Consider the following 24916-nt stretch of genomic DNA (forward strand, 5'->3'; position numbering starts at 1 on the left):
CCCTACTGAAGCCCCATCGCCGGCACCACCGGCCCGTCCTCGTCGTCCGGCATATCGAGAATTTCGATCAGCCGCGCCACCTTCGTTCCCGGCAAGGGGCGGCCCTCGTTGACCAGCGCCTCGTCGGCACCGAGCCAGGCGAAGGCCTCGCGCGGTTCTTCAAGGCTGGCGTCGGTCAGCGCGATGTCGGCAATGACCGCCTCGTCTACCGGCCCCAACACCGAAATGATGTCGTCGCGTGTCATGGTCACCTCCATGCAAGGTGCCGGCCTGTCGTCGAGATGACGCCGGGATCCGGCATCCAGCCGGCGGATTGCGAGCTCGAAAACCGCCGACAAAGCAGAATCTGGGTCTTGTTTTCGACCAGACAAGGTGAACGCGCGGCTTTTGCCGTCAGGCACCCGAATGCGGATCGATGCCGTAGACATGCACGGGATAGCCCGGACCGATGGCATCCGCCACCCGACGCATCCAGGCAAGGACCGCCGGAAAATCCGCCAGCGCATAGCCGCAATCCTCGGCCAGGTGGCTGTAGGCATAGACGGCGATATCGGTGATGGTGAGCGTGTCGCCGACAAGGAAAGGCGTATCGTTCAGGCTGCGCTCCAGCGCGGCAAGCGTGCGGGCGCCGGCCTCGCGCTTGGCCGTGACCATGGCCTGATTGCGCTCCAGCCTTCCCGTCAATGTCCAGAAGCGCAGCGAGCCGATGACTGGCTCGACATGATACTGCTCGAAGAACAGCCACTGCATGATCTTGGCGTTGACATAGCGATCGGCCGGCAGGAACGGCGTGCCTTCGGCGAGATAGATCAGGATGGCATTCGATTCAGCAATCGCGCGGCCATCCTCGAGCTCGAGCACGGGAACGGCACCGGCCGGGTTGAGCTTCAGGAAGGCCTCTGTGTGGCTCTCGCCCTCGAAGATCGAGACAAGGCGGCTCTCATAGGGAATGGCGAGCAGCCCGAGCACGACCCTCGCCTTCCAGCCATTTTGCGACGGCAGATAGTCATGAAGCTTAAGCATGGCTGTCCCTCTGGTACGAGCGGCATCAGTTTGCACGCCGCCGCGAAACTCGCCACCCGATTCCTGCTGCCTCGCCTCAGGCCGAGCTGCGCAGCATCAGCTCGGCGTTGAGCAGGATACGGCCGTTGCCGGGTTTCGCGGCCGGCGATTTTTCATCCAGCCGCTGCAGCAGAAGTTCGATCGCCAGGCGGCCGATCTCGTTGTAGTTCTGCGCGACTGTCGTGATCGGCGGGCAGGCGTAGCGTGACAGCGGATGGTCGTCGTGCCCGGCGACTCTGAGGTCACAATCCGCGCCATGGCCAACCTTCAGGCCGAGCTGATAGGCAGCGGCGAGCACGCCGAAGGCAACACGGTCGTTGGCGCAAAGCACCGTTTTGGTCGGAAAGCCCTGTGACTTCAGGATACGCAGCGCTTCGTCAAAGCCGAATTTTTCGAAATCCCACGACCGCGCATCAGTGACAGGCACGATTTCAGGCGTCATCTTGAACTGCTGCATGGCCTCGACATATGCATCCTGCCGCGCTGAGGCGTTGTTGTTGACCAGCGGCATGGCGAAGTAGCAGGGCGGCTCGCCGGAGCGGCAGAGATAGTCGACGATCAGCCTGAAACTCTGCCTGTTGTCGGTGCCGACGAAGGAGGAGGTATCGTCGAGCGGCGAGTCGACGTAGATCAGCGGAATGCTCGATCCGAGCTCGGCCAGGATCCGGTGGTGCGACCGCACGCCGAGCGGCGCGATGATGGCGCCGGCGATGTTCATCGACCTGAACGTCTGGATCGCCTGGTCCTCCATTTCGGCGCGCCCGTCCGAGGAAAGGACAAACGCCAGGAAGCCTGCTTCGTTGGCGATCAGCTCGATGCGGCGCGTCAGCGCCATGTAGAACGGATCGGTCGAGTTCGGAATGATGACGCCCAAAATGTTGCTGCGGCGGCGGTTGAGATTGACGGCGAACATGCTCGGCCGGAAATCGGATTTCTTCAGCGCCGCCTCGATGGCGCTGCGGGTGTTCTTGCGGACCGAATTGGGGTCGTTGAAATATTTGGAGACGGTGGTGCGCGACAGACCGACGAAGTCGGAGAAGTCCTCCATCGTCCTGATCGTCTTTGCCATTCACACGCTCCCTGTCCGGACTGTCATCTTGATAGATGAGTCACGTTTTTTCGGAAAGGCGAAGCCAACAGTCATTCCCGCATGGCCCAGCCTGGCTGCCCATGGCAGCGGCCCATGCGGATTCTACTGTTCCGCAGAGAATTGTACCTTCATTGTTGCCGGATCACTGCCGCCCTTGGCGAAGAACGGCAGCAGCTCGGCAAGCGGCAGCTGGTGGCTGACCAGCCGCGCCATCGTGCCGTCGTCTTGGCTTAGGATGTCGAGCGCCTGAGGGATATTGCGGTTGAGCGAATGCGATCCTGCCAATCTGATCTGGCGGCGGAAAATCTCGAACGGGGCGACCGAAATCCTGGCGTCGGGTGCGCAGACGCCGAAGACGAGCGCCGTGCCGCCATCAGCGGTGAAGCCGATCATGCCCTCGACCACCTTGGCGACACCGGTGGCGTCGGCAACGAAATCGAAGCCGCGCGCCCGCCCCGACAGCGCCTGCGATCCGGACACCAGCGGCTCGAGCCCGAGCGTTTCGGCGAAGGCAAGCCGCTGCTCGCTGATGTCGGCGACCGCTACGTTTCCGACGCCCTTGGCCCGGAGCGAGAGGGCCAGCAGCAGGCCGATCGGCCCGGCACCGAAGACCAGCGCGGTGCCGGGTATGGATTTACCGGCCTCAATGCCGGCGCTACCCAGGCCGTTCAGCACGCAGGCGAGCGGCTCGGCCAGCGCCGCCGTGGCGAAACCGAGATCGCCGATGCCGTGCAGATGGTCGACGGCAACCAGGCTGAACTCGGCGAAGCCGCCATCTGCGGTCACGCCATAGGCTTTCAGGCTGGCGCACAGATTGGTGAGGCCCTTGCTGCAGGCGGGGCAATGCCCGCACGGGATGTTGGGATCGACGGCGACCCGGTCGCCGGGCCTGACGCTGGTCACGTCGTCGGCGACCACCTCCACCGTGCCGGCATATTCATGACCGGGGACCAGCGGAAACGCGCCCTCCCCGTAGCGGCCATGCAGGACCTCGATATCGGTGTGGCAAAGCCCTGCGGCGCGGACCCGCACCAGAGCGTGGCCCGGCTTGATGTCTGGCAGGTCCAGCTCCGCCATGCCGGCAACGCCCGCGGCGGTAAATCGGATGGCCTTCATGTCAATCTCCCTTGGCGATGCGGCTTGGAGAGCGCTTCAGCTCATCCAGTTGCCGCCGTCGACATTGTAGGTCTGTGCCAGAATGTAGTCGCTGTCGGACGAGGCCAGGAAGACGGCGAGCCCGGCAATGTCCTCGGGTTGGGCGAAACGGCCGATCGGGACCGACTTCGCCACGGCGGCCTTCTTCTCGCCGGGCTTCAGGCCCTCCCAGCGGGCGAAATGGGCGTCGACGACATCCCAGTGCTCGCCGTCGACGACGCCGGGCGCGATGGCATTGACGTTGATGCCGTGCTTGACCAGCGCCAATGCCGCCGACTGCGTCGCCGAGATGACCGCCGCCTTGGAGGCGCAGTAAAGCGTCACCAGTGCCTCGCCACGGCGACCGGCCTGGCTCGCCATGTTGATGATCTTGCCGCCGCGGCCACGCGCGATCATCACATTGGCCACCGCCTTCATCATGAACAGCGGCCCCTTGAGGTTGATGGCGAAGACGCGATCGTAGCTTGCCTCGGTGATATCGGTGATCGGCGCCATGTCGAAGATGGCCGCATTGTTGACGAGAATGTCGATGCCGCCGAAATCGCGGTCGACCTCGGCGACGATCCTGTCGATCGCAGCGAGGTCGGTGACGTCGAGCTTGACGGCGCTGGCCGAAGGGCCGATCGCAGCGGCCGCCCGCGTCGCACGCTCGACGTCGATATCGGCAATCACCACCCTGGCGCCTTCGCGCGCATAGGCTTGCGCGAAGCCGAGGCCAATGCCGCGCGCACCGCCGGTTATCAGGGCAATCTTGTTTTTCAGTCTCATTTCAATTTTTCCCGAGTTCTCGAAAGATGTGCCGCCAATTGGCGGCCGGCGCGTCGTCAAGGCAAGCATGGCCCGGCCTTCGCCGCCTGCAAGGAAAACACGGACCCGCTGTGGGGCGGGTCCGTGCATCCTCCGGGCCTGCTGCAATGGGAGGTTTTTCCAGGCCCGGATCGCCGGGGACGGCACACGCACCGTCCCTGGCTTGAACGCGCCTATTTGATGTAACCCGCCTCCGTCATAGTCTTCTCTACCGAGGCCTGGGCGCCGCTCAGCACATCATCGACCGACTGCTGGCCGGTGACCGCTGCGGCAATCGCCTGACCGACCTCGGTTCCGATGCCCTGGAATTCAGGAATGGCGACGAACTGGATGCCGGTATAGGGAACCGGATCCTTGGTCTGCTTGGTCGGATCGGCGGATTCGATCGCCGAAAGCACTGTCGCGGCGAAGGGCGCCGCCTTCTGGTAGTCGGCACTGGCATAGGTGGACTTGCGCGTTCCCGGAGGCGCCGCGACCCAGCCTTCGGTCTCGCCGACGCGCTGGACATAGGCTTTCGAAGTTGCCCATTTGACGAATGACTTTGCGGTATCTGCCTTCTTGGTCGAAGTCGGGATGGCGAGGCTCCATGCCCAGCCCCACGCCGAGCCATTGGGAGTGACCGCCACCGGCGCCTTGGCGAAGGCAACCTTGTCGGCAACCTGGCTTTGCTTCGGATCATAGACGCGACCCGCCGCCGACGTGGCGTCGATCCACATGGCGCAGTGGCCGGAGGCGAACAAGGTCTGGTTCTCGTTGAAGCCGTTGGAACTGATGCCCGGAGGTCCATCCTTCTTCATCGTGTCGACATACCAGCCGATCGCCTTTTTCCACTCGGGCGAATTGAGCTGCGGCTTCCAGTCCATGTCGAACCAGCGGCCGCCGAATGTGTTTATCAGGGTGCCGAGGAAGGCCATGTTCTCGCCCCAGCCCGGCTTGCCGCGCAGGCACAGACCATACTGTTCCTTCGACTTGTCGGTGAGCTTGTCGGCGAACTCCGTGATCTGGTCATAGGTCGGCTGCTCCGGCATCTTCAGGCCGGCGGCGTCGAACAGATCCTTGCGGTAGAGCGTGAACGAGCTTTCGGCGTAGAAGGGCACGGCATAGAGCTTGCCGTCGACCGTCAGGCCGCTGCGGACCGGCGCGATCAGATCGTCATAGTCGTAGTCGTCGCCGAGATCGTTGAGCGATGTCAGCCAGCCGCTCTTGCCCCAGATCGGTGTCTCGTAGCCGCCGATGGTCAGCACGTCGAACTGGCCGCCCTTGGTCGCGATGTCGGTGGTGACCCGCTCGCGCAGAACGTTTTCCTCGAGCACCACCCAATTGACCTTGTTGCCGGTCGCCTTCTCCCATTCCGGCGACAGCTTCTGCATGATGATCATGTCGCCATTGTTGACCGTCGCCACAGTGATTTCCTCGGACAGGGCGGCACCCGTCGCCAGTGCCGACGCAGCGACCGACGCGGCGAAAATTCCAATACGCTTACCAATTGGCATTTCGTCTCCTCCTTTACGAATGCGCATGTGTAAGTGAACATGCGTATATATTTTATTGCGCTTGGAGACAGGCGAGTCAAGCTCGGCACTAGGCGATTTTTGGCACAAGGGTCGCTTGCCGCAATGGCTACGGTTCGGCGAAGCAACCCAATAAGGCTGCATGCGAATGAAAATAAATGTACGCACGTTCAGTTTGTGTTGACTTCACTCTCCCGGCGATTTACCTCGACTGTAGCCTGGTACACGCCGTCATGATCCGCGCGCGGTCCGGCTGGGGAGAGAAGGATTTGCAAGCATGAGCCTTTCGCGCCGCAGCGAGATCGCCGCCGAGGCCGCGGGGCCAACGATTGTGGCCGGCGAAATCCTGGTCGAAATCATGGCGACCGAACGGGGTTTTGGCTTCCTCGAACCGCAGACGCTGACGGGGCCATTCCCGAGCGGCGCGCCGGCGATCTTCATCGACCAAGTCGGCAGGCTGGGCGGCGGCGCCGGCATTATCGGCTGCATCGGGCGTGACGATTTCGGCACGCTCAACCTGGAAAGACTGAAGCGCGACGGCGTCGACATCTCTGCCGTCGATGTCAGCGACCGCTTCCCGACCGGATGCGCCTTCGTGCGCTATAGGCCGGATGGCGGCCGGGACTTTGTCTACAACATCGCCGAATCCGCCGCCGGGCAGATCCGCCTTACCGCCGCTGCACGTCTGCTGGCGGATAGAGCCGGCCATCTGCACATTATGGGATCGACGCTGTCGGTGGCCGGGCTGAGGGAAATTGTCACATACGCCGTGCAGGCGGTTCGCGCCCGTGGCGGCTCGACCTCCTTCGACCCGAATATGCGCAAGGAGTTGATCGACGGCGCCGACGGCGCGCTGTTTTCGACGCTGGTCGACGATGCCGATCTTTTGCTGCCGTCCGGCGACGAATTGCTGGCCGCGGCCGGCGTCGATGACGAGCATCAGGCGGTGACGGCACTGTTTGCCCGGGGCGTCGGCGAGATCGTGCTGAAGCGCGGCGCCGCCGGCTCGTCCTGGTTCGGCGGCGATGGTACCCGGATCGACTGCGCCGGTTTCCTTGTCGAGGAAGTCGACCCGACCGGCGCCGGCGATTGTTTCGGCGCCACCTACCTGAGTTGCCGGCGCAAGGGAATGGAGCCCGGCAAGGCGCTGCTTTATGCCAATGCCGCCGGCGCCCGCAACGTCACGCGGCAAGGCCCGATGGAAGGTGTTGCCGGCTTCGACGGGCTCGACGATTTCATCAAGGGAACAGCGAGGCGGACATGATGGCCAATCCCCTCGCCGGTCTCGCCGCTGCCCGCCGGAACGGAACACCCTACGGCATCACCTCGATCTGCTCGGCGCACCCGCTAGTGATCCAGACGGCGATCAGGCGTGCCGTCACGGACAAGGAAGCCACCCTGCTGATCGAGGCAACCTGCAATCAGGTCAACCAGTTCGGCGGCTACACCGGGATGACCCCGGACCTGTTCGTCGCCTTCGTGCTGGAGATCGCCAGCAGGGAAGGTCTCGACCCCCGGCGCATCATCTTTGGCGGTGACCATCTCGGACCGAACCCGTGGCGTGCGGAACCGGCCGCAAAGGCGATGAGCAAGGCCGAAGCCATGGTCACGGCTTACGTCTGGGCCGGCTTCAGCAAGATCCATCTCGACGCCTCGATGGGCTGCGCCGGCGAGCCGGCGGCACTGGACGACGAGACCATCGCCACCCGGGCGGCGCGGTTGGCCAAGGCGGCTGAAAAGGCAGCGCTCGCGCGCGGTGGCATATTGCCGGTCTACATTATCGGCACCGAGGTTCCCGCTCCGGGCGGCGTCGATCACGCTATCAGCGAGCTGAAGCCTACGGAAGCGGCAGCGGCGCGGCGCACGATCGAGATTCATCGCGACATCTTTGCCCGCGAAGGACTGACGGACGCCTTTGGCCGCGTCATCGCCGTGGTGGTGCAGCCGGGCGTGGAATTCGGCAGCCAGAATGTCGTCGCCTACGCGCCCGAAAGGTCGAAAGGCCTGACCGGATTGCTCGATGAGCAATCCTCGCTCGTCTATGAGGCGCATTCGACCGACTATCAGAGCCGCACAGCGCTGACAGCTCTCGTCGCAAACGGCTTTCCGATCCTTAAAGTAGGTCCAGGCCTGACATTTGCCCTGCGCGAGGCGTTTTACGGTCTCGACCTGATCGCCTCCGAAATTGTCGCCGACTATGGCGAGAGGCCACTCGCCCACACGATGGAGCGCGTGATGCTGGCAGCACCCGGCCATTGGCACAGCCATTATCATGGCAGCGAAGCGGACCTCTATCTGCAGCGGCATTACAGCTACAGCGACCGGATCCGCTACTACTGGAGCAACCCCACCGCCATCGCCGCCGTCGACCGCCTGCGCAAGTCGCTCACCGACGTGGCCATTCCCGAAACGCTGATGCGGCAATTCCTGCCGACACTGCCGGCCGGGCTTGGATCAGCCGGCAATCCCGAGGCGATTTTCCACGCTGCGATCGGCCAGGTGCTGGCCGACTACGACGCCGCTTGCGGCGGCGGCAAGGACTAAGAACCCGAAGCCACTTTGTCAGCCGGCGCGCGCGATGCTAGAGCAGAGGCGCAACCGAAGGTGGCCGCATGCAGATCGATATCGAAGGCTTCTCGCTGGATTTTCTGAAAGCGCTGCCGCGCGAGGAACAGGATCAGCTGCTTGGTTTTTCCGGGCCGATCTCCTTCGCCATGGGCAGCGCCGTCATCCTCGCCGAATTCAACCGCACAGAGGACGACCTCATCATCAACCTTGCGCATATTGACCGCGGCGGCGAAGGCGTTCTGCTGGTGCTGTCGAAGCTGCTTCGCGCCTATGCGGCCGACCGGGAATTCCGGTCGATCCGCTGGAACATCCATGCCCTCACATGCGCCAAACCAAATCCGAAGCTGCAGCATTTCCTACGCACGCACGATTTCGCTGAGGTCGACGATCCTCACTACGGACCGATCTTCACCCGCACCGAGCCCCTCTGACGTGCGCATGAAGACGGCTGTTTCCTCTTTTCTGCTGGCCTTGCTCCTTGCCTCGCCCGCACGCGCCGACTGGAAGCCGGTCGAGAAGGTCGAAACCTATGACATATCGGGCCAGAGCGGCCCCGAACTCTACGCCTCGATCGGTGAAGCGGGCCCCTTGCTGGGCAAAGGCCGGGTCATTGCGCACACCAATTTCAAGCTGACATGGACCAGGGACTACAAGCCGCAAGGCGGCGCCTGCGTGCTGCGATCAGCGCGGCCGAAACTCATCATCACCTACACCTTGCCCAAGCCGGCCGAGCCGCTGCCGCCTGCCGTGCAGAAGAGCTGGGAGATTTTCGCCGCCGGGCTCGCCGCCCATGAAAAGGTGCATGGCGCGGCGATCGTCGAGATGGTGCACAAGATCGAAGCGGTAAGCGTCGGGCTGACCGTCACTGATGACCCGGGCTGCAGCAAGATCCGAACCGAACTGACCCGGCAGCTTGCCGAAATCTCGCTGGCGCAGCGCCAGGCCGGCCGCGACTTCGACAAGGTCGAATTCGGTCCCGGCGGCAATCTGCGGCAGCTGGTCTTCAATCTGGTGACCGGGAAATAGAGCCGCATAGCAAACAGAGTCAGAATGCGACTCTATCTCCTTGTTTGATCGCGATCTTTTGCGATCTGGCGATCACGCTTTGACCCTCTTTGATCAGATGGCGCGGATGATGCCGCCGTCGACGCGGATGTTCTGGCCAGTGATGTAGCCGGCACCCTCGGACGCGAGGAAGGCGATGGTCGCGGCGATCTCTTCCGAGGTGCCGTAGCGCTGCATAGGCACCGAGTCGCGACGCTCCTCTGTGGCGGGCAGGCTGTCGATCCAGCCGGGCAGCACGTTGTTCATGCGCACATTGTCGGCGGCGTAAGTGTTGGCGAAGATCTTGGTGTAGGCGGCAAGGCCGGCGCGGAACACGGCGGACGTCGGGAACATCGGGCTCGGCTCGGCCACCCAGGCGGTCGAGATGTTGATGATGGCGCCGGCCTTCTGCTTGACCATCTGCGGCGCCACGATGCGCACCGGGCGGATGACGTTGAGCAGATAGACATCCATGCCGGTGTGCCACTGCTCGTCCGTGATCTCGAGGATCGGTGCGCGCGGTCCGTGGCCACCGCTGTTGACCAGCACGTCGATGCGGCCGTAGCGCTCGAGCGTCAGGTCGGCGAGCCGCTGCAGATCCTCATTCGACTGGTTGGAGCCGGTGACGCCGAGACCACCAAGCTCCTTGGCCAGTGCCTCGCCCTTGCCGGAGGACGACAGGATCGCAACCTTGAAACCATCCGCCGCCAGGCGCTTGGCCGCTGCCGCACCCATGCCGCTGCCACCGGCCACGACCACTGCCACTTTTTCTACACTCATCTCGATTTTCCTTCGCGGTTGGCGGGGCTCCGAACGCCCATGTTTCCGATGTCCAACCAATGCTATAACCGGTTTTGTTATCTGGTTCGAACCAGAAAGCCTGAAATCAAGCTGTAGAAAAACTACTGCATGCCCGAAGCCTTCCTCAGCCTGCCGCCGTTGAATGCGCTGCGCGCCTTCGAGGCCGCCGCGCGCCACCTCAACTTCCGCATCGCCGCCGAGGAGCTGAACGTGACGCAAGGGGCGGTGGCGCAGCATATACGCGGGCTGGAAGCCGATCTCGGCGCAAAACTGTTCGAGCGTCTGCCGCGCGGCCTGGCGCTGACCGACGAAGGCCGCGCCTATGTGCCGAACATCCGCCGCGCCTTCGATCTGATCTCGGAGGCCACCTTGCTGCTGCGCCCCGAACCGGCGCGGCTGACGATCAGCGTCACGCCCAGCTTTGCCACCAAATGGCTGATCCCGAAACTGCCGGAGTTCGTGGCGCACAATCCGCTGGTCGATCTCAGGATTCTCGCCAGTGAAAGCCTGTCGAGTTTCCAGGCCGATGGCGTCGATATCGCGGTCAGGCAAGGCCGCCCGCCCTTTGGCGCCGGCCTAATGGTGGACCTGTTGTTTCCCCAGCAGATCGTGGCCATCTGCAGCCCTGCCCTGCTGCTGGCCGGCGCCAACGAGATCGCGCCGTCCGACATCCAGCATCACGTGCTGCTGCACGACGCGCACAATCTGTGGCCGGAGTTCATGGAGAAAGCGCTCGGCCTGAAGATGGCCACAGAGGCCAAACGCATGCGCTTCAACCAGACCGGCCTGGCGATCGACGCCGCCATTGCCGGCCAGGGCATCGCATTGGCCAGCCGCTTCCTCGTTGCCGCCGACATTGCCGCCGGCCGGCTGGTGCAACCGCTGCGTGCTGAAATGCGCGGCACGCAGGATTTCCATGTCGTGGTACCACGCAAGCAGCGGCACCCAGAGCCGACTCAAGCGGTGCGGCAATGGCTGCTGGATGAGGGGGATGTAGGATAGCTGATCTCCCCCCTTGCGGGGGAGATGGCCGGCGGGCCAGAGGGGGTGTGAAGGAATGCCGGCGTTCGAGTTTGTCCGCCCCCACCTTGAGCCGGGGCGTGACCGATACTTTGACAGGCCGGAGGGACAGCACCCCCCTCTGCCCTACCGGGCATCTCCCCCGCAAGGGGGGAGATCAGCAGCTTAGCCGGCAGATCTCACTAACCGCCCCGCCGCGCAATGTCAGTCGCAACCGCTATCGCCTCGCGGCCGATTTCCCGGAGCAGGCCGGTGACCGGATTGTAGAAGCCGACGAGATAGAGGCCGAGTTGCGAGGAGCGGGCGTTGACGCCGCTGCGTTCCGGTTGCAACTCCGCCGGAACGAAATTCTCGTAGCCCGGACGGTAGCCGGTGGCGAGGATGACGGCGTCGAACGCTTCCTGCCTGCCGTCGGCGAATAGCGCGCCGTGTTCGGTGAAGCGCGCTATGTCGGGCGCGATCTTGATGGCGCCTTTGGTGATGGCGTCGACCGTGCCGACATCGATGACCGGGATGCGGCCGACCTCGTCGATCTGCTGCAGGATGCCCTGTTTCGGCCGCACGATGCCGTACTTTTCGAGTTTGCCCAGGGCGAAATCGAGGATGATCGGGAACATCCAGTCGTTCAGCGCCTGGGGCATTGGCCGGCTGGCGATGCCGACCATCTGGATCGGCACGCCGAACAGCTGGCGCGGCACGATGTGGACGCCCTTGCGCACCGAAATGGTGGGCTTGGCACCGCTTTCGGCAAGGTCCAGCGCGATCTCGGCGCCGGTGTTGCCCATGCCGACGATCAGCACCGAGCGGCCGGTGTAAGGAGCAGCCTGCGTATAGTCGGCGCTATGCAGAACTTCGCCCTTGAAGGCCTCGATGGCGGGGAGCCTGGGAATGATCGGCTCGGCATTGTTGCCGCTGGCGATGACGACATGGCGCGCCTTCAGGCTCTCCGATCCGGTCTCGACCAGAAATGCGCCGTCGGCGCGGCGAATGGCTGTCACCGTCACCCCGAAGCGCGGACGCAGATCGAATTTTCGAGCGTAGTCGTCGAGGTAACGAACCACCAGTTCGCGCGGCACGTAGCGCGGATAGTCCCTCGGAAATGGCAGGAACGGCAGCGAGGAGAACGACTTCACCGTATGCAGGTGCAGCCGCCGGTAGTGACGTCGCCAGGCGGGCGCCACCTCCCCGGCTTTTTCGAGGATGGCGAAATCCACCCCTGCCCGCTTCAGGCAGGCGCCGACCGCCAAGCCGGCCGGGCCGGCACCGACAATGACGACAGTCGTGTCCAAGCGATTCTCCTCCCGCCGGGCCTGGCCGAGGCTATGCGCACAGGCGCGGGCGGGACAAGTCACCCGTTCCGCAATATCCCCGCCTTGGCCAGCGTCTCCATGCCATCGCAGAGATGTTTCTTCAGCACGCGCACGGCTTCCGCAGGGTCGCGCTTGCGGCAGGCGGCGAGCAGTTCGCGGTGTTCGGCCTGCGAGACGCCGCGATAGTCGAGGCTGGACAGGAGCATGCGGACATAACGGTCGGCGGCATTGTGGTGCGCTTCGATCAGGGCGAGTAGCCGGGCGTTGCCGCAGGCGCTGTAGAGCGCCAGATGGAAGGTCCGGTTCAACACGCCCCATCGGGCGACATCGGGCTCGGCGTCGATGCGGGCGAGCACCTGCGCGGCCTCCTCGAGCTTTTCACTGCCAAGCGTTGGGACAGACAGGTTGAGCGCCTGGCTTTCAAGCAGGTCGCGCAACGCAAAGATCTCCCTGATCTCGGTGGCGTCCATGCGGGCGACATGCGCGCCCTTGGTCGGGTGGATCTGGACGATGCCTTCGGCCTCGAGTTGGCGCAACGCGTCGCGGATCGGCATGCGGCTGAAGCCGAAGCGCAGTGCAAGATCGTCCTGGCGCAGCACCGTGCCGTCCGCCAGGCTGCCGTCGGCGATCGCCTCGCGCAGCACATTGGCGACCTGTTCGGCCACCGTCTGCGGCCGCTGCATTTCGGCAAATCCACCCATACGATCCCCTCCTGCCAGCTTCAGCGGCTCATGCCGCCAACGTCATGGGCGCTGCTCTTCATCCGCCTGCCGGCGCCGGACGTTCGAAAGCCAGGCCATTGGCTGTTCATCCGTACGCGTACACTCCCGGATTGTGACGCAGAGAAGGCCAAAGCTCCTGCCCCGGCGCTCGCTCCCCAGTTCTTCACGGGAGTGGTAAACGGCAACGGCGACCATCTTACATTAGCAAATATAAGCTTGCGCGAATATATATATCTCGTATACTCGTATACGAGACATATATAGGGAGGAGATCGTGCCGCAAACCGCTTCCGCCAAAGGCACCCCGGTCGATGCCATCGTCATCGGCGGCGGCATTGCCGGCTGCACGCTAGCCTGGGAACTGGCCTCCAAAGGCGTCAGAACCGTCATCCTGGAGCAGACCCTGATCGCGGCCGAATCCTCGGGGCGCAACACCGGCACCTTGCTCAGCGGTCCGCAGCCGGAGGTGGTCGAGATGCTCGACGCCTGCGCCGAGATCTATGAGGAGCTTGCCGCCGGCCCGGTGCCGTTCGAATTCGCCAGGATCGGCCATCTCTTGATCTCGGAAGACGAGCAAAGTTTTGAGGCGGCGGCCGGTATCGCCGAGCGCTACCGCGTCGCCGGGGTCACGATGGACAGGATCAGCGGGGCGGAGCTTGCACGCGATCACAAGCGCATCGGCTTCCAGGTGGCCGGCGGCTACCATGTCGGCCGTGCCTGGACGCTGGAGCCGATGGGCGCGACCCATGCCTTCGCGCACGCCGCGCGCGAGGCGGGCGCCAAGATCCGCACCGGCCTGCGCGTCGCCCAGATTTTTTCCCGCAACGGCAAGATCGAGGGCGTGCTGACCGACCAGGGCATCATCCCGGCCGATCTCGTCTTCATCGCCAATGGCCTGTGGATGTCCGATCTTTTGCGGCGCACGGTCGGCGACGGGCCGTTGCCCGGGCTGCCTTTCACCGCCGGCCGCGGCTGGCTGATCCAGCTCGGCAAGCTCGATTTCGAGCTGCCGTGGATCGTCGAGGAGCTGACGTGGCCGGACCAGGAGGAACTCGGGCGGCAGCGCGACGACCAGCCGGCAGTGGAAGCGATCTGCCTCAATAGATGCGCGGTGGCGACGCCAGGCTCGGCGCGTCAGTGCAGCCGGCCTTTCGCGATCTGGTGCGCAACACCGATATGGCCGCCCGCATCGCGGCGCGCACGCTGCGCATGCTGCCCGGCCTCGGCTCGCCCCGGGTGACGAATGTCTATCCCGGCAACCGCCCGATGCTGTCGGACGGGCTGCCGGTCGCCGGCCGGACTGCGATCGAGGGACTGTATGTGCATGGCGGCATGGGCTCGATCGGCATGCATGCCGCCCCCGCCACCGCGCGCTGGCTGGCAGAGGCCGTGCTCTCGGGCGATGGCAATCCGAAGCAGACATGGCTGAGGCCACAGCGATTTGCGGGATGGGATGGATGATAAGGCTGGTGATGCATCGATGATAGCGTCACCGCGAGGATGTTTATCGATGTAGCGAGGCCATAGTGAAGAGGACGCTGGCGTTGCGCCCTAGCCGATATGCTCGGCGTGCAGCTTCTTCTTCATCTGCTCCAGTGCCGCCTCGCCGCTGGCTGCCAACTCGACCGCAATTCGCGCCATCTCATTGTCGGCCTTGCGGTATTTGCTACCCCAGGCGCCGAGTGTCGCCAGCACCGGCAACAGATCGATGCCGGCCTCGGTCAACCGGTAGATCGCCTTGAGCTTGTGCGTGGGATCGTCGCTTTTGGTGACAATGCCCTCGTCCTGCAAGGTCTGCAGCCGCTCGGCCAGCGTGCGCGACGAGATGCCCTCGTGGGACTGCAAAAACTCCCGGAAGTGCTTTTTTCCGGCGAAAATCATGTCGCGGATGATCAACAGCGTCCAGCGGTCGCCGAGCAGTTCGAGCGAAAGGCTGATGGGGCAACCGGATCTTTCCCTGGTCGACATTTCTATGGTTCCATTTTTAAAGCACTTTACTATTGACATCATTTTTTCACCATGTCAATGGTTCCAAAAGTAAAGCAATTGACCAGCCGACATTTCAAAAGAGAGACATGCCATGCACCGTTCCGACCGCACTGCCAGAACCATCGTTATTGTCGGCGCCCCCAGCGACGTCGGCGCCGAGGCCGCCGCGAAGTTGGCGCGGCAGGGCCACACCGTGCGCCGCGTGGCGCGCAGCCTCGGCGTTGCGCTGGACGACGCAGGCGCGCTTGCAGCCGCCTTCTCCGGCGCCGACAGCGCCTATGTCATGATCCCGTTCGACGTCCAGACGCCGGATCTCCACCGCTTCGAGGGCGAAGTCGGCGGCCGGCTGGCGACAGCAATCGCGGGGTCCGGTGTGCGCCGGGTGGTGCTTCTGAGCGGTCTCAACGCCCATCTCAAGATGGGGACTTCGCTGGGTGCCGCCCTGATGGAGGACCGCCTCAATGCGCTCGGCCTCGACGAACTGGTGCATCTGCGCGCCTCGTTCTTCATGGAGAATTTCGTCAAGGGCATGGGTTTTGTCGAACAGTCGGCGTCGGGCGTCTTCGCCGCCCCGTTCCGCGGCGACCTGCCGATGCCATTGATCGCGGCAAAGGACATTGGCCAGCGCGCCGCCGCCCTGCTCGCTGCCGAGGAATTTCCAAGCGACCGCGTCATCGAATTGCGCGGCGGCAGCCACTAAACACTGGCTGAGGCCACCGCGATCCTCGGCAAGGCACTCGGCCGCGAGGTGTCCTACCAGGTCGTGCCCTATGCCGACGCCAAGGCCGGCATGACAGGCAACGGCATGTCGGCCAGTTTTGCCGATGCGCTGATCGAGACGGCGACGAGCTTCAACAAGGGCGAACGCTGGGCGCTGGAACAGCCATCGCCACGCAACACCACGCCGACAACCTTCGATCGCTGGGCGCAGGAATTTGCCCAGACGCATGACCTGGCCGCATAGACAGATCGAATGAGGAGAGAGACGATGAGAAAGCTGATCCTGCAGATACAGATGTCGGTCGACGGTTTTGTCGGTGCGGCCGGCGACGAGCACTGGCAGCTCTGGGAATGGGGCGACAACTGCCCGTGGGACGACGAGTTGAAGCAAGATTTCAACGCCGTGTTCGCCGGCATCGACACCATCCTGCTCAGCCGCAAGATGGCCGAAGAGGGCTACCTCACCCATTGGGGCAATGCGGCGAAAAATTTTCCGCGCGATCCGTTCTATGCCTTTGCCCAGCGCATCGTCGAAGCGCGCAAGGTGGTGCTGAGCGACAAGCTCTCGGCATCGCGCTGGGAACGCACCACGCTTGCCAGCGGCGACCTGCCGCGCGAGGTCGAGGCGCTGAAAGCACAAGGCGGCGCCGACATGGCGGTGTTCGGCGGCGCCGGCTTTGCCTCGGCGCTGATTGCCGCGAGGCTGATCGATGAGTTCCAGCTGTTCATCAACCCGGCCGCACTCGGCGACGGCGAGCGGATTTTCGACCTCGGCGGCTTCAGACAATTGCGCCTCGTCGACTCGAAGGCCTATGCCTGCGGCATGGTGGTGAACCGCTATGCCCCTGCTTGATCGGGAGCGGTTCAACGATTGAATCGGTGAACCGCTCCAACTCCTTGTTCTTGCGGACCGAAAACCGCTTTGCGGTTTCCTTGGGATTAGTTAGAAATTGATCTCGACCGAAGCAGCACTGCGCTTCGCTTGCCCGTGAAACACCGCCTCGATGTTGTTGCCGTCGGGGTCGAGCAGGAAGGCGGCGTAGTAGCCGGGATGATAGGGCCGCTCGCCGGGCCTACCATTGTCGGCGCCGCCGGCATCGAGGCCTGCTTTGTAGAAGGCATCGACCATCGCGTTATCCCTGGCCTGGAAGGCCAGATGATGGCGCCCGGTCAGTTGCCCCCTCGCCGCCCGGCTGTCGAGGCTGGAGATGAACAATTCGTCGGCCCAGAAATAGTCCTCGGCCTCGCCGCCGATCGGAACACCAAGCACCTTGAGGACGGCTTCATAGAAGCGCCGGCTTGCTTTGAGGTCCCTGACCACCAGCTGGATGTGGTCGATTAGGCGGCCGCGATGCAGCTCCATGAGCGATATCTCCTGTTTGAAGGAGTCAATCTAGAAGAGGCGGTGAGTTGGTCAATGCGGCTGGCAGCGGCACTTGCCGCTTGAACTTCAAGCCTTCGAGTTGCCTGTTCCGCAGCGCCTGCCTGTTGGCGCATGGCGCGTGAAAATCCCCCTCTCTTGCGATTTCTAACACTTAGCCTACGGCTAAGATGTTGAAATCGCTTTCTCCCCCACAAGGGGGGAGATAGTGCGCAGCGCCGCCAAAAAAATCTGGATAAAAAATGCAACCGGATTGTCGGATTCGAAATCCCGCCAACGTCCTTCGGACGCAAGCGGCGCAACGGAGCTGGAAGTAGTCGCGCCCGCATCGAACCGATTTCGGGAGAAGACCATGGGTAATTCCTATCGTTGGGTCATCGTCGCGGCTGGCGCGCTGATGACCTGTGTCGCGCTCGGCGCGATGTTTTCGCTGGCGATCTTTCTCGAGCCGATGGCGCTCGACACCAGCTGGTCGCGGACCGGTATTTCCACTGCCATGACCCTGAATTTCCTGGTGATGGGCGCCGGCGGTTTCGCCTGGGGCGCCATTTATGACCGCGTCGGCGCCCGCCCCGTCGTCTTTGCGGGTGCTGTGCTGCTCGGTCTGTCGCTGGTGGTGGCGAGCCGCGCCAATTCGCTCATCGTCTTCCAGCTGAGCTACGGCGTCATCGTCGGACTGGCGGCCAGCGCCTTCTTCGCGCCGATGATCGCGCTCACCACCGCCTGGTTCGACACCCATCGCAGCCTTGCCGTGTCGCTGGTCTCGGCCGGCATGGGCGTAGCGCCGATGACCATCTCGCCCTTCGCGCGCTGGCTGATCACCGCCTATGACTGGCGCACGGCGATGTTCGACATCGGCATCATGGCCTGGGTGCTGCTTTTGCCGGCCGTCTTCCTGGTGCGCCAGCCATCAATGGCGGTCGCGGCAGCGGATGGCAGCGCACCGGCGCCTGCCGCCGATCCCGGCTTTAGCGTCGGCCAGGCGCTGCGCTCGCCGCAATTCCTGGTGCTGGGCATGACCTTCTTCGCCTGCTGTGCAGCGCATTCCGGGCCGATCTTCCACATGGTGAGCTATGCCATGTCGTGCGGCGTAGCACCCATGGCCGCGGTGTCGATCTACAGCGTCGAGGGCCTTGCCGGCCTTGGCGGGCGCGTGCTCTACGGCGTGCTTGGCGACAGGCTGGGCGCCAAGCCGGTGCTGATTACGGGCCTCGCCATCCAGGCGGTGGTGATTGCCGCCTATCTCGCCGTCGGCAATCTCGAGCAGTTCTATCTCCTGGCCATCATCTTCGGCGCCACCTATGGCGGCGTCATGCCGCTCTATGCCGTGCTGGCACGCGACTATTTCGGGCCGCGCATCATCGGCACGGTGCTTGGCGCCGCAACCCTGTTGTCCAGCCTCGGCATGTCGTTCGGGCCGCTCGCCGGCGGCATGATCTTCGACGCCTATGCCAGCTATTCCTGGCTGTTCATCGGTTCGGCGCTGGTCGGCCTGGGCGCGGCCGGCATCGCCATCGCCTTCCCGCCGCAGCCCGGCCGGGAGCGGCTGCAAGCGGCTTGAGGTCCCTGGTTTCCGCGCTGGCAGCGCGGAAATCTGTTTGCCCCATGCATGCGATTATGAAAGGCTTCCGGCCGAAGATGCCGTACGCCGGCCAGGCCGGCGTGCGATCCTTGCCAAGTCTGTTCACGGAGGCAGCTGCAGTGGGCCTGGAAGCCGAGGACGCGAGAGGCTGGTCGACCCTGTTGGGTGCGGCGGAGAAAGGCGACATCGACACCCTCCGCGCCGAGCTGGCGGCCGGGGCTGACATCAACCAGACGGATGAGGGCGGCTGGTCGGCGTTGCATCTGGCGGCCCACAACGCCCGCGGCCCGGTGCTCGAAGAACTGATATCGCATCCCCAGATCGACGTGAACTCCAGGAACAAATGGAAGAGCACGCCGCTCAGCCTCGCCGCGGCCAAGGGACACCACGCCGCCATAACGGCGCTGGTCAAGCATCCCGACATCGATATCGACGCGCGCGCCGACTATTATGGCCGGACGGCGCTGATCGAGGCGGCAAGGACCGGGCATCTGGATATCGTCAGGCTGCTCGTCGAACACGGCGCCGACGTCAATGCGGCCGACAAGACCGGCCGCAACAGCGCGCTCATCGAGGCGATCAAGGGGCGCCACTATGACGTGGTGCAATATCTGCTGGAAACGAGGAAGGTGAACTTCCTCAACAAGGACATGCGGCTCAACGCCTTGATCTGGGCCGGCAGCACCCGCAATGCCGAGCTCATCGAAAAACTGGAAGCCGCGATCCACGCTTTCTTCGAAGGCAAGTAAGCGCTGTTCCCTGCGCTTGAGGTGTAGGAAATCGGCCGTCAAAGACCATCCGGCCTGACATTCCTTTCGACCACCCAATGGTGCTTGCCAATCTTGCGGCTGCGCGTGAATCCCTGCTGCTCGAACATTGCCAGCGTGCCATTGTGCAGGAAGGCGCCGGCAACCGAGCGCCCCTCGGCGTCTTCGGGATAGCTTTCTACCCTGCCGCCGCCGAGCCGGGCGATCTCGGCAAGCGCGCCGGCAAGTGCTGCCGCCGCCACGCCTTTGCCGCGATAGGCCTTGTCGGAGAAAAAGCAGGTGATGCGCCAGTCCGGCAGGCTCGTCAGCCCTTCCTCATAGGCGCGCCGGTGCTTTATGCGCGGCAGTTCGACGGTCGGCCCGAATTGGCACCAGCCCACACAGGCCGCGCCGTCGAAGACCAATGCGGCGTGGGCGCGGCCCTCACGCACCAGCGCCTCCTTGGCCGCACGGTTTCCCGCCGCGCCGGCAGGCGGGGCGTGGAAGGCCATGCACCAGCAGCCGCCCCAGACGCCGTTGTGGCGTTCGACCAGTGCAGCGAAATGGGGCCAGGTGGCCCCGACAAGGGGTTTTGTGCTGAAGCTCATCACAACCTCTACGACGCCGAGGATAACCAATCCGGAGAGATTTTGAAGCAAGGCGTCGGAAGCTGCGATCTCTTCCTGCCGGAACAACGGCTGCAGCCAAGTTGCACGGGTTTCTCCCATCCAGCACCTCCGGCGAAGTCAGGACAATTCGATTCAAATGCGGCTGGGGATCTTTGCTTTCGGGTAAAGCGACTCGCACATGGTCGGCGCACGGCGGGCAATAAGGAGAAGCTAATGAAAAGCGACTTTGCCGCCGCCCGGCTGCATCTGGAGCGGGCCTGCCACTATCTGCGCGGCGACGACGAAACGAGCAGCGAGGTCCTTGCGGCGCTCGACCTGTTGGTCGAGGCGATCGTTGCGGCCCAGTACACACGGCCGGCGGCGGACGTGGTGGATTTTCCACGGTCGGCAAGGCTGCGCTAGTCCCACGAAGAGGCCGCTTCGGGTGGGAGCGGCCTCGGCATGCCATCGGCTGACGAGCCGGCAATCGCCCGTCTTTGATCGCGGTCGACGAGACAGGGTTCGGGCTCGCCGTTAGCACGTTGATAAGCATTTGGTAATAAAAGACAGACAATGAAATACAGGCTCGATCCAGCGTATAGGATGCCGGTATCCTCGGCGGATTCGTGTCATGCGCATTAGAAGCCAGATCATCCTCAGCATGGTGAGCGCCGCGGCCTTGATCGGGCTGGTTGGCGGCGTTGCCATCTTTACGCAGATCGCCGCGACCAAATATCTTGGACTTACCGAAGCGACCAACGTCGCGCGCGAACTGGCCGACACCATCGTCTTCAAGCCGTCCGACGGGACCGCTTCGCTGTTCGAGCGGCCAGAGGCGCTCAAGCAATTCATGGAGCATCAGCATCGCCGCATGCGTCGGGATTTCCTGGTCCTCGACCGCAACAAGAACGTCGTTGCCCATGCCGCCGACGAAGAGCACAAGATTGGCGAGAAATTCGAACACGATCCCGGCAACGAAATCGGCCAGACGCTGGAGGACGGCATCCCGCGCAAGTTCGTCGACCCGGAGGAAGTGAACGCCATACTCGCCGTGCCGATCGAATATCCCGAGGATACGATCGTCGGCGCCGTGTTGTTGGAATATGATCCCGTCCTGCATGCCGCCGAAGCGCGCACCAACAGCCTGCTCTGGCTGGTTGGCCTCAGCGCGGCGGCGGCCGTGCTGGTCGCGGTGGGGTTTGCATGGATGCTGCTCAGCCGTTTCGGCTCCGGCCTCAAGGATATGATGGGCGGCATGGAAGCGCTGGCGAAGGGCAATGCCATGACCCGCATTAGCCATGCCCGCAAGGATGAATTCGGCCAGCTGGCCGACGGGTTCAACACGATGGCGGACCAGCTTGCATCGGCGCGGGCCCATATCGAGGATATCGTCGAGACCGCGGCCGAGGGCATCGCGGTGCTGGACAGCGACGGCCGCATCGCCAGCGCCAATCCTGCGGCTGCAACGATGATCGGGCGCCGCGCCGACAAGATCGTCGGGCAGCAATGGGATGCGGTGCTGATGGTGCGCGACCCGAGAGGTGGCGCCTTCGCAGCCGGTGCTTCACCGATCGAAATGGCCTTGGCCACCGGCCGCCAGCACCAGGGCGAGGTGCGCCTGACCAAATCCGATGGATCTCATCTGCCGGTCATCGCCAGCTGCAGTCCGCTCAGCCGATCCGACGGCGGCCTGGTCCTCACCCTCAACGACATCAGCGAGCTGCGCCGCGCCGAAGGGGTCGTCAACGAGCGTGCGGATCAGCTGGCGGTGCTTAACCGCGAACTGCACGAGAAGTCGGAAACCACCACCCGCCTGGTCAAGCTTGGCGAGCTGCTGCAGGCCTGCGTGACCTTCCCCGAAGCTTTTTCAGTGGTCGGCACGGCCATGACCGAGTTCCTCGGCGGTTTGAGCGGAACCGTGCATTTGACCAGCGCCTCGCGCAACCTGGTCGAGGAGATGGCGCATTGGGGCGACGTCCGGTCGAGCGCCACGCAATTTGCGCCGGAAGACTGCTGGGCGCTGCGGCGCGGCCAGGAGCATGTCGCCGGCCCGGGCTTGCTGACGCCGCGCTGCGCCCATATCACCGAGAACGGCAAGAAGGGCTATGTCTGCATGCCGCTGGCGGCGCAGGGCGAGACGCTCGGCATCCTGCATCTGTGCGAGCCGAACGCCGTCGAGAAGCCGCAATGGCTGGCTGAAAGGCAGCAGATCCTGCGCGGCGTCGTCGACACGCTGGCGTTGGCGCTGGCCAATCTCCGCCTGCGCGAGACGTTGCGGCAGCAATCGATCCGCGATCCGAACACCGGCCTGTTCAACCGGCGCTATCTCGAGGAAACGAGCAGCCGCGAACTGCGCCGGATGGAGCGCTCGGCCCAACCGCTGACGATCCTCATGCTCGACGTCGATCATTTCAAGCAGTTCAACGACACGTTCGGGCACGAAGCGGGCGACCTCGTCTTGAAGCAGGTCGCCGCAACATTGATCGAGCACGCCAGAGACAGTGATGTCGTCTCGCGCTACGGCGGGGAGGAATTCGCCATCGCCATGCCGGGATGCTCGCTCGAGGAAGGCGCTGTGCGGGCCGAAGCGCTGCGCCAGGCAATCAGGCAGCTTCATCTGACGCATCGCGGCCGCACGCTGGGCACGGTGACGGTCTCGTTCGGGGTTGCCGCCTACCCCGAGCATGGCGCGGGCTGGGCAGAAATCACCAATGCCGCCGATCATGCGCTCTACGAAGCCAAGGGCGAAGGACGCGACCGGGTCGTCGTCGCCAAGAGCGGCGCGCCGAGCGAGCGGCCCGCGATCCAGCTGGTATCGGCCGCCGGGAACGCGAGTGTAGACAACAAGGGCTAACTGACTGGCCGTCTGAGCTGCAATCAGCGCTGCCGATTTAGCGTCCTCACCGTCATGCGTGGCTACCAGGGTCATTGGAGCCGTGCCAGGCTAGCGAATGACGGCCGGCAATTCGGAAATCACTTTCCTCGAAATATCCGGCCTTCAGCCATGTGGTCGACGGTCCGCTCCGGTAGCGGCCGTCGGCGCGCTTCGAGATGATGCCCTCAAGCCCCATCTTGTCGATGGCGCGAAGGATCGCCAGCGCATCGCCGTCGAAATGCTCGCTGTACCGGATCTTGCCGGTGCCAGGTTCAACCAGTTGCCACAGCGCGTGCTTGCGCTGCAGCAGGGGCAAGGAGGCAAGATCGCGACCATCGAGATGGAGAATGTCGAACGCCACGAACACCAGCCGGCTCGGCTCATTCCAGATCGCGGCTTCCAGCGCTGGGTAATCGGGAGCGCCCTGCTCACCGGCTACAATGACCTCGCCGTCGAGAATGGCGGCCCTGCATGGCAACTCGACTGCCAGCGCGATGGGCCAGTATTTTGCCGTCCAGTCATGGCCGTTCTTATTGAAAAGACGCACGCCGCCTTGATCGATGATGAGCTGCGTCCTGTAGCCGTCGAACTTGACCTCGTGAACCCATCCCTCATCTTCGGGCGGTTGCTTGGCCATGGTCGGGATCTGCGGCGGAATGAACTCCAGCCGGCCGCCGCTGACCTTGCTACGCTTACTCAATGACGGACACCTTTGACCGCGTAGCGGGGGGCGTTGTCGGCACAGGCAGCGACACACCAGCTATCTGGACGCCTGCCGCCTGTGCCGAGCCCCCGCCGGACTATCGGAAACATCTACGGACGAGGCCGGAATGTCGTTAGCTTCGCATCCAGATACTTATCCTGGCGTACATATCTCGCTCTCGGTGCGGCGCTCTCGCAACGACTGGCCGATGCTACCCGGGATTGCCGCTGGCTCACGCAGTCCCTTGGCCAATTTAGGCGACCCAGTTGGGCCTGTTGGTCTTCAGGCCTGAGGCCAACAGGCCTTAGTCCATCAAAAGCACCAGGGTGGGGTGCAGCTTCTTCAGGTTCGGCAGTGATTTCGATTGCCAGGGTATGTCGGGCGTTCCACGCACGACGAGTCGAACATCGGGATGCTTGCGTACCTCGATGGTAAATTTCGCCAGCAGGTTGATGCCAGAAGAGTTGAGAAAGTGAAGGTCCTTCAGATTGAGTGTAATGGAAGGGGGATTTGAGGCAAGAACACTGGTCGCCAAAGCCGTGATGGGCGCACCGGCCTCGGAACTGGCAAGCCGCATAGCGCCGTCGAAGAAAATATCGCTTCCTTCGTTCCACACTCGGTAGTCGTCTGTCTTGATTTCCATGACCTGGCTTCGATTCTTCTAGTTGTGCGTTTGCGAGATCGGAATGGAGGCGTAGGTTTCCAGGCAAATGCGATCGCTTTCGTCGGCGGAGCTGAATATCCAGGCCAGGCGTGCGCCATAGTCGCTCATCAACGTCAGCAATCCGAGTCCGGAGCGTGACACGTCGGGGCTCGCGGCATTCGCTTCAATTCGCTGTATCAGCAGGTCTCTGGGGTCGCCAACCGTGATGTCCGCCAAGAGGTTCTTGAACTCGGAGGCGTTTTTACCATCGACGTCATTCGAGACCTTGAGCTTGAAGCACTCCGAATCCATCGACGCCTCGATCACAATCTCGCCCGGTGCGCGAAACTTGACGGCGTTCTCGATGAGCTCGTTGACCAGATATCCGATGCTGTGCCGCACTTCGATGTAGTCATTGCGGGACGACCGGAAGCGCAACGCGAAAAGATCGGCGATGAAGTCCGACGTCGTGGCACAATGACGCCAACTCAAGTCGAGCGGTCCGTCGAACAGCCGAACGCGACTGACGCTCTCCTTCATCCCGATTGCAATGTCAGGGGTACCGAACAGCGTCGTCAT

30 protein-coding genes are annotated in these 24916 nt (G+C 63.5%); 14 read left to right on the forward strand and 16 right to left on the reverse strand.

Going from position 1 to position 24916, the window contains the following annotated elements:
* Positions 1-2: 2 nt before the first annotated feature.
* From AC1DZ8_RS24590 to AC1DZ8_RS24615, 6 genes are all read right to left on the reverse strand, one after another.
* Complete coding sequence (locus AC1DZ8_RS24590) at positions 3-245, reverse strand: hypothetical protein (RefSeq protein ID WP_477307721.1); 243 nt, start codon at positions 243-245, stop codon at positions 3-5.
* A 148-nt stretch (positions 246-393) separates the two neighbouring features.
* The gene (locus tag AC1DZ8_RS24595; RefSeq protein ID WP_477307719.1) at positions 394-1023 is read right to left on the reverse strand and encodes a glutathione S-transferase family protein; all 630 of its coding nucleotides are present in this window, start codon (positions 1021-1023) and stop codon (positions 394-396) included.
* Between the two features lie 76 nt (positions 1024-1099).
* Positions 1100-2110 carry a LacI family DNA-binding transcriptional regulator gene (locus tag AC1DZ8_RS24600; RefSeq protein ID WP_477307831.1) on the reverse strand — a complete coding sequence of 337 codons (1011 nt, stop codon included), beginning with the start codon at positions 2108-2110 and terminating at the stop codon, positions 1100-1102.
* 144 nt (positions 2111-2254) lie between these two features.
* A complete protein-coding gene (locus AC1DZ8_RS24605; protein WP_477401765.1) occupies positions 2255-3268 on the reverse strand; it encodes a zinc-dependent alcohol dehydrogenase family protein in 1014 nt (337 codons plus the stop codon).
* A gap of 36 nt (positions 3269-3304) precedes the next feature.
* Entirely contained in the window at positions 3305-4075 is a 771-nt protein-coding gene (locus tag AC1DZ8_RS24610) for an L-iditol 2-dehydrogenase (protein ID WP_477307715.1), read from the reverse strand.
* Positions 4076-4287: 212 nt separating this feature from the next.
* The gene (locus AC1DZ8_RS24615; protein ID WP_435053367.1) at positions 4288-5607 is read right to left on the reverse strand and encodes an ABC transporter substrate-binding protein; all 1320 of its coding nucleotides are present in this window, start codon (positions 5605-5607) and stop codon (positions 4288-4290) included.
* Between the two features lie 295 nt (positions 5608-5902).
* On the opposite strand from AC1DZ8_RS24615, the gene AC1DZ8_RS24620 reads away from it, so the two are divergent.
* The 4 genes from AC1DZ8_RS24620 (at position 5903) to AC1DZ8_RS24635 (ending at position 9219) form a co-directional block, all read left to right on the forward strand.
* Positions 5903-6889: a tagatose kinase gene (locus AC1DZ8_RS24620; protein WP_477307713.1), complete on the forward strand. Its 987-nt coding sequence runs from the start codon at positions 5903-5905 to the stop codon at positions 6887-6889.
* The gene (locus tag AC1DZ8_RS24625) at positions 6889-8169 is read left to right on the forward strand and encodes a D-tagatose-bisphosphate aldolase, class II, non-catalytic subunit (RefSeq protein WP_477307829.1); all 1281 of its coding nucleotides are present in this window, start codon (positions 6889-6891) and stop codon (positions 8167-8169) included. Before AC1DZ8_RS24620 ends, AC1DZ8_RS24625 begins: the two co-directional genes overlap by 1 nt.
* Before the next feature lie 68 nt (positions 8170-8237).
* Positions 8238-8624 carry a hypothetical protein gene (locus tag AC1DZ8_RS24630; RefSeq protein ID WP_477307711.1) on the forward strand — a complete coding sequence of 129 codons (387 nt, stop codon included), beginning with the start codon at positions 8238-8240 and terminating at the stop codon, positions 8622-8624.
* 7 nt (positions 8625-8631) lie between these two features.
* Positions 8632-9219, forward strand: a complete 588-nt coding sequence (locus tag AC1DZ8_RS24635; protein WP_477307709.1) for a DUF922 domain-containing Zn-dependent protease — start codon at positions 8632-8634, stop codon at positions 9217-9219.
* A 93-nt stretch (positions 9220-9312) separates the two neighbouring features.
* On the opposite strand, the gene AC1DZ8_RS24640 is transcribed toward AC1DZ8_RS24635, so the two are convergent.
* The gene (locus AC1DZ8_RS24640) at positions 9313-10017 is read right to left on the reverse strand and encodes an SDR family oxidoreductase (protein WP_477307707.1); all 705 of its coding nucleotides are present in this window, start codon (positions 10015-10017) and stop codon (positions 9313-9315) included.
* A gap of 129 nt (positions 10018-10146) precedes the next feature.
* Here AC1DZ8_RS24640 and gcvA point away from each other — a divergent pair, with 129 nt between their 5' ends.
* The gene (gcvA, locus tag AC1DZ8_RS24645; protein WP_477307705.1) at positions 10147-11040 is read left to right on the forward strand and encodes a transcriptional regulator GcvA; all 894 of its coding nucleotides are present in this window, start codon (positions 10147-10149) and stop codon (positions 11038-11040) included.
* Between the two features lie 200 nt (positions 11041-11240).
* On the opposite strand, the gene AC1DZ8_RS24650 is transcribed toward gcvA, so the two are convergent.
* Both AC1DZ8_RS24650 and AC1DZ8_RS24655 read right to left on the reverse strand, forming a co-directional pair.
* The gene (locus tag AC1DZ8_RS24650; RefSeq protein ID WP_477307703.1) at positions 11241-12347 is read right to left on the reverse strand and encodes a flavin-containing monooxygenase; all 1107 of its coding nucleotides are present in this window, start codon (positions 12345-12347) and stop codon (positions 11241-11243) included.
* Between the two features lie 59 nt (positions 12348-12406).
* Positions 12407-13069, reverse strand: coding sequence for a GntR family transcriptional regulator (locus tag AC1DZ8_RS24655; RefSeq protein ID WP_477307701.1), 663 nt, complete (start codon positions 13067-13069; stop codon positions 12407-12409).
* Between the two features lie 295 nt (positions 13070-13364).
* Between AC1DZ8_RS24655 and AC1DZ8_RS24660 the strand changes: the two genes are divergently transcribed.
* Together AC1DZ8_RS24660 and AC1DZ8_RS24665 are read left to right on the forward strand one after the other, a co-directional pair.
* Positions 13365-14330 (forward strand): NAD(P)/FAD-dependent oxidoreductase, encoded by a 966-nt coding sequence (locus tag AC1DZ8_RS24660; RefSeq protein WP_477307699.1) that lies wholly within the window; start codon positions 13365-13367, stop codon positions 14328-14330.
* A complete protein-coding gene (locus tag AC1DZ8_RS24665) occupies positions 14252-14551 on the forward strand; it encodes an FAD-dependent oxidoreductase (RefSeq protein WP_477401768.1) in 300 nt (99 codons plus the stop codon). Before AC1DZ8_RS24660 ends, AC1DZ8_RS24665 begins: the two co-directional genes overlap by 79 nt.
* Positions 14552-14641: 90 nt before the next feature.
* On the opposite strand, the gene AC1DZ8_RS24670 is transcribed toward AC1DZ8_RS24665, so the two are convergent.
* The gene (locus AC1DZ8_RS24670) at positions 14642-15058 is read right to left on the reverse strand and encodes a winged helix-turn-helix transcriptional regulator (protein ID WP_477307695.1); all 417 of its coding nucleotides are present in this window, start codon (positions 15056-15058) and stop codon (positions 14642-14644) included.
* A gap of 112 nt (positions 15059-15170) precedes the next feature.
* Between AC1DZ8_RS24670 and AC1DZ8_RS24675 the strand changes: the two genes are divergently transcribed.
* The 3 genes from AC1DZ8_RS24675 to AC1DZ8_RS24685 are packed head-to-tail and all read left to right on the forward strand — an operon-like array spanning position 15171 to position 16652.
* Positions 15171-15779, forward strand: coding sequence for an NmrA family NAD(P)-binding protein (locus tag AC1DZ8_RS24675; RefSeq protein WP_477307693.1), 609 nt, complete (start codon positions 15171-15173; stop codon positions 15777-15779).
* 48 nt (positions 15780-15827) lie between these two features.
* Entirely contained in the window at positions 15828-16043 is a 216-nt protein-coding gene (locus tag AC1DZ8_RS24680) for a hypothetical protein (protein WP_477307691.1), read from the forward strand.
* 24 nt (positions 16044-16067) lie between these two features.
* Complete coding sequence (locus AC1DZ8_RS24685; protein WP_477307689.1) at positions 16068-16652, forward strand: dihydrofolate reductase family protein; 585 nt, start codon at positions 16068-16070, stop codon at positions 16650-16652.
* A gap of 90 nt (positions 16653-16742) precedes the next feature.
* On the opposite strand, the gene AC1DZ8_RS24690 is transcribed toward AC1DZ8_RS24685, so the two are convergent.
* Positions 16743-17171, reverse strand: coding sequence for a VOC family protein (locus AC1DZ8_RS24690; protein ID WP_477307828.1), 429 nt, complete (start codon positions 17169-17171; stop codon positions 16743-16745).
* A gap of 174 nt (positions 17172-17345) precedes the next feature.
* The gene (locus AC1DZ8_RS24695) at positions 17346-17534 is read right to left on the reverse strand and encodes a hypothetical protein (protein ID WP_477307687.1); all 189 of its coding nucleotides are present in this window, start codon (positions 17532-17534) and stop codon (positions 17346-17348) included.
* On the opposite strand from AC1DZ8_RS24695, the gene AC1DZ8_RS24700 reads away from it, so the two are divergent.
* Both AC1DZ8_RS24700 and AC1DZ8_RS24705 read left to right on the forward strand, forming a co-directional pair.
* Entirely contained in the window at positions 17533-18741 is a 1209-nt protein-coding gene (locus AC1DZ8_RS24700; protein ID WP_477307685.1) for an MFS transporter, read from the forward strand. The two genes, AC1DZ8_RS24695 and AC1DZ8_RS24700, sit on opposite strands and share 2 nt — an antisense overlap.
* A 44-nt stretch (positions 18742-18785) precedes the next feature.
* Positions 18786-19511: an ankyrin repeat domain-containing protein gene (locus tag AC1DZ8_RS24705; protein ID WP_477307683.1), complete on the forward strand. Its 726-nt coding sequence runs from the start codon at positions 18786-18788 to the stop codon at positions 19509-19511.
* 38 nt (positions 19512-19549) lie between these two features.
* Here AC1DZ8_RS24705 and AC1DZ8_RS24710 read toward each other — a convergent pair whose 3' ends face one another.
* Positions 19550-20236, reverse strand: coding sequence for a hypothetical protein (locus AC1DZ8_RS24710; RefSeq protein ID WP_477401770.1), 687 nt, complete (start codon positions 20234-20236; stop codon positions 19550-19552).
* A 114-nt stretch (positions 20237-20350) separates the two neighbouring features.
* Between AC1DZ8_RS24710 and AC1DZ8_RS24715 the strand changes: the two genes are divergently transcribed.
* Both AC1DZ8_RS24715 and AC1DZ8_RS24720 read left to right on the forward strand, forming a co-directional pair.
* Positions 20351-20539, forward strand: a complete 189-nt coding sequence (locus AC1DZ8_RS24715) for a hypothetical protein (RefSeq protein ID WP_477307679.1) — start codon at positions 20351-20353, stop codon at positions 20537-20539.
* A 208-nt stretch (positions 20540-20747) separates the two neighbouring features.
* Complete coding sequence (locus tag AC1DZ8_RS24720; protein ID WP_477307677.1) at positions 20748-22970, forward strand: sensor domain-containing diguanylate cyclase; 2223 nt, start codon at positions 20748-20750, stop codon at positions 22968-22970.
* 52 nt (positions 22971-23022) lie between these two features.
* On the opposite strand, the gene AC1DZ8_RS24725 is transcribed toward AC1DZ8_RS24720, so the two are convergent.
* The 3 genes from AC1DZ8_RS24725 to AC1DZ8_RS24735 all read right to left on the reverse strand — a co-directional run bounded on the left by AC1DZ8_RS24725 (position 23023) and on the right by AC1DZ8_RS24735 (position 24916).
* Positions 23023-23628 (reverse strand): ATP-dependent DNA ligase, encoded by a 606-nt coding sequence (locus tag AC1DZ8_RS24725; protein WP_477401772.1) that lies wholly within the window; start codon positions 23626-23628, stop codon positions 23023-23025.
* Between the two features lie 370 nt (positions 23629-23998).
* Positions 23999-24337: a slr1659 superfamily regulator gene (locus AC1DZ8_RS24730; RefSeq protein ID WP_477307673.1), complete on the reverse strand. Its 339-nt coding sequence runs from the start codon at positions 24335-24337 to the stop codon at positions 23999-24001.
* A gap of 18 nt (positions 24338-24355) precedes the next feature.
* Complete coding sequence (locus AC1DZ8_RS24735; protein WP_162712409.1) at positions 24356-24916, reverse strand: slr1658 superfamily regulator; 561 nt, start codon at positions 24914-24916, stop codon at positions 24356-24358.

This window comes from Mesorhizobium sp. P2_F7, assembly GCF_056403695.1.

Excerpts from the sequence above, each read along its gene's own strand:
- AC1DZ8_RS24590 (WP_477307721.1), bottom strand. The coding sequence starts at position 245 with ATGACACGCGACGACATCATTTCGGTGTTGGGGCCGGTAGACGAGGCG.
- AC1DZ8_RS24595 (WP_477307719.1), bottom strand. The coding sequence starts at position 1,023 with ATGCTTAAGCTTCATGACTATCTGCCGTCGCAAAATGGCTGGAAGGCG.
- AC1DZ8_RS24600 (WP_477307831.1), bottom strand. The coding sequence starts at position 2,110 with ATGGAGGACTTCTCCGACTTCGTCGGTCTGTCGCGCACCACCGTCTCC.
- AC1DZ8_RS24605 (WP_477401765.1), bottom strand. The coding sequence starts at position 3,268 with ATGAAGGCCATCCGATTTACCGCCGCGGGCGTTGCCGGCATGGCGGAG.
- AC1DZ8_RS24610 (WP_477307715.1), bottom strand. The coding sequence starts at position 4,075 with ATGAGACTGAAAAACAAGATTGCCCTGATAACCGGCGGTGCGCGCGGC.
- AC1DZ8_RS24615 (WP_435053367.1), bottom strand. The coding sequence starts at position 5,607 with ATGCCAATTGGTAAGCGTATTGGAATTTTCGCCGCGTCGGTCGCTGCG.
- AC1DZ8_RS24620 (WP_477307713.1), top strand. The coding sequence starts at position 5,903 with ATGAGCCTTTCGCGCCGCAGCGAGATCGCCGCCGAGGCCGCGGGGCCA.
- AC1DZ8_RS24625 (WP_477307829.1), top strand. The coding sequence starts at position 6,889 with ATGGCCAATCCCCTCGCCGGTCTCGCCGCTGCCCGCCGGAACGGAACA.
- AC1DZ8_RS24630 (WP_477307711.1), top strand. The coding sequence starts at position 8,238 with ATGCAGATCGATATCGAAGGCTTCTCGCTGGATTTTCTGAAAGCGCTG.
- AC1DZ8_RS24635 (WP_477307709.1), top strand. The coding sequence starts at position 8,632 with ATGAAGACGGCTGTTTCCTCTTTTCTGCTGGCCTTGCTCCTTGCCTCG.
- AC1DZ8_RS24640 (WP_477307707.1), bottom strand. The coding sequence starts at position 10,017 with ATGAGTGTAGAAAAAGTGGCAGTGGTCGTGGCCGGTGGCAGCGGCATG.
- gcvA (WP_477307705.1), top strand. The coding sequence starts at position 10,147 with ATGCCCGAAGCCTTCCTCAGCCTGCCGCCGTTGAATGCGCTGCGCGCC.
- AC1DZ8_RS24655 (WP_477307701.1), bottom strand. The coding sequence starts at position 13,069 with ATGGGTGGATTTGCCGAAATGCAGCGGCCGCAGACGGTGGCCGAACAG.
- AC1DZ8_RS24670 (WP_477307695.1), bottom strand. The coding sequence starts at position 15,058 with ATGTCGACCAGGGAAAGATCCGGTTGCCCCATCAGCCTTTCGCTCGAA.
- AC1DZ8_RS24675 (WP_477307693.1), top strand. The coding sequence starts at position 15,171 with ATGCACCGTTCCGACCGCACTGCCAGAACCATCGTTATTGTCGGCGCC.
- AC1DZ8_RS24685 (WP_477307689.1), top strand. The coding sequence starts at position 16,068 with ATGAGAAAGCTGATCCTGCAGATACAGATGTCGGTCGACGGTTTTGTC.
- AC1DZ8_RS24700 (WP_477307685.1), top strand. The coding sequence starts at position 17,533 with ATGGGTAATTCCTATCGTTGGGTCATCGTCGCGGCTGGCGCGCTGATG.
- AC1DZ8_RS24695 (WP_477307687.1), bottom strand. The coding sequence starts at position 17,534 with ATGGTCTTCTCCCGAAATCGGTTCGATGCGGGCGCGACTACTTCCAGC.
- AC1DZ8_RS24705 (WP_477307683.1), top strand. The coding sequence starts at position 18,786 with ATGCATGCGATTATGAAAGGCTTCCGGCCGAAGATGCCGTACGCCGGC.
- AC1DZ8_RS24710 (WP_477401770.1), bottom strand. The coding sequence starts at position 20,236 with ATGGGAGAAACCCGTGCAACTTGGCTGCAGCCGTTGTTCCGGCAGGAA.
- AC1DZ8_RS24715 (WP_477307679.1), top strand. The coding sequence starts at position 20,351 with ATGAAAAGCGACTTTGCCGCCGCCCGGCTGCATCTGGAGCGGGCCTGC.
- AC1DZ8_RS24720 (WP_477307677.1), top strand. The coding sequence starts at position 20,748 with ATGCGCATTAGAAGCCAGATCATCCTCAGCATGGTGAGCGCCGCGGCC.
- AC1DZ8_RS24725 (WP_477401772.1), bottom strand. The coding sequence starts at position 23,628 with ATGGCCAAGCAACCGCCCGAAGATGAGGGATGGGTTCACGAGGTCAAG.
- AC1DZ8_RS24730 (WP_477307673.1), bottom strand. The coding sequence starts at position 24,337 with ATGGAAATCAAGACAGACGACTACCGAGTGTGGAACGAAGGAAGCGAT.
- AC1DZ8_RS24735 (WP_162712409.1), bottom strand. The coding sequence starts at position 24,916 with ATGACGACGCTGTTCGGTACCCCTGACATTGCAATCGGGATGAAGGAG.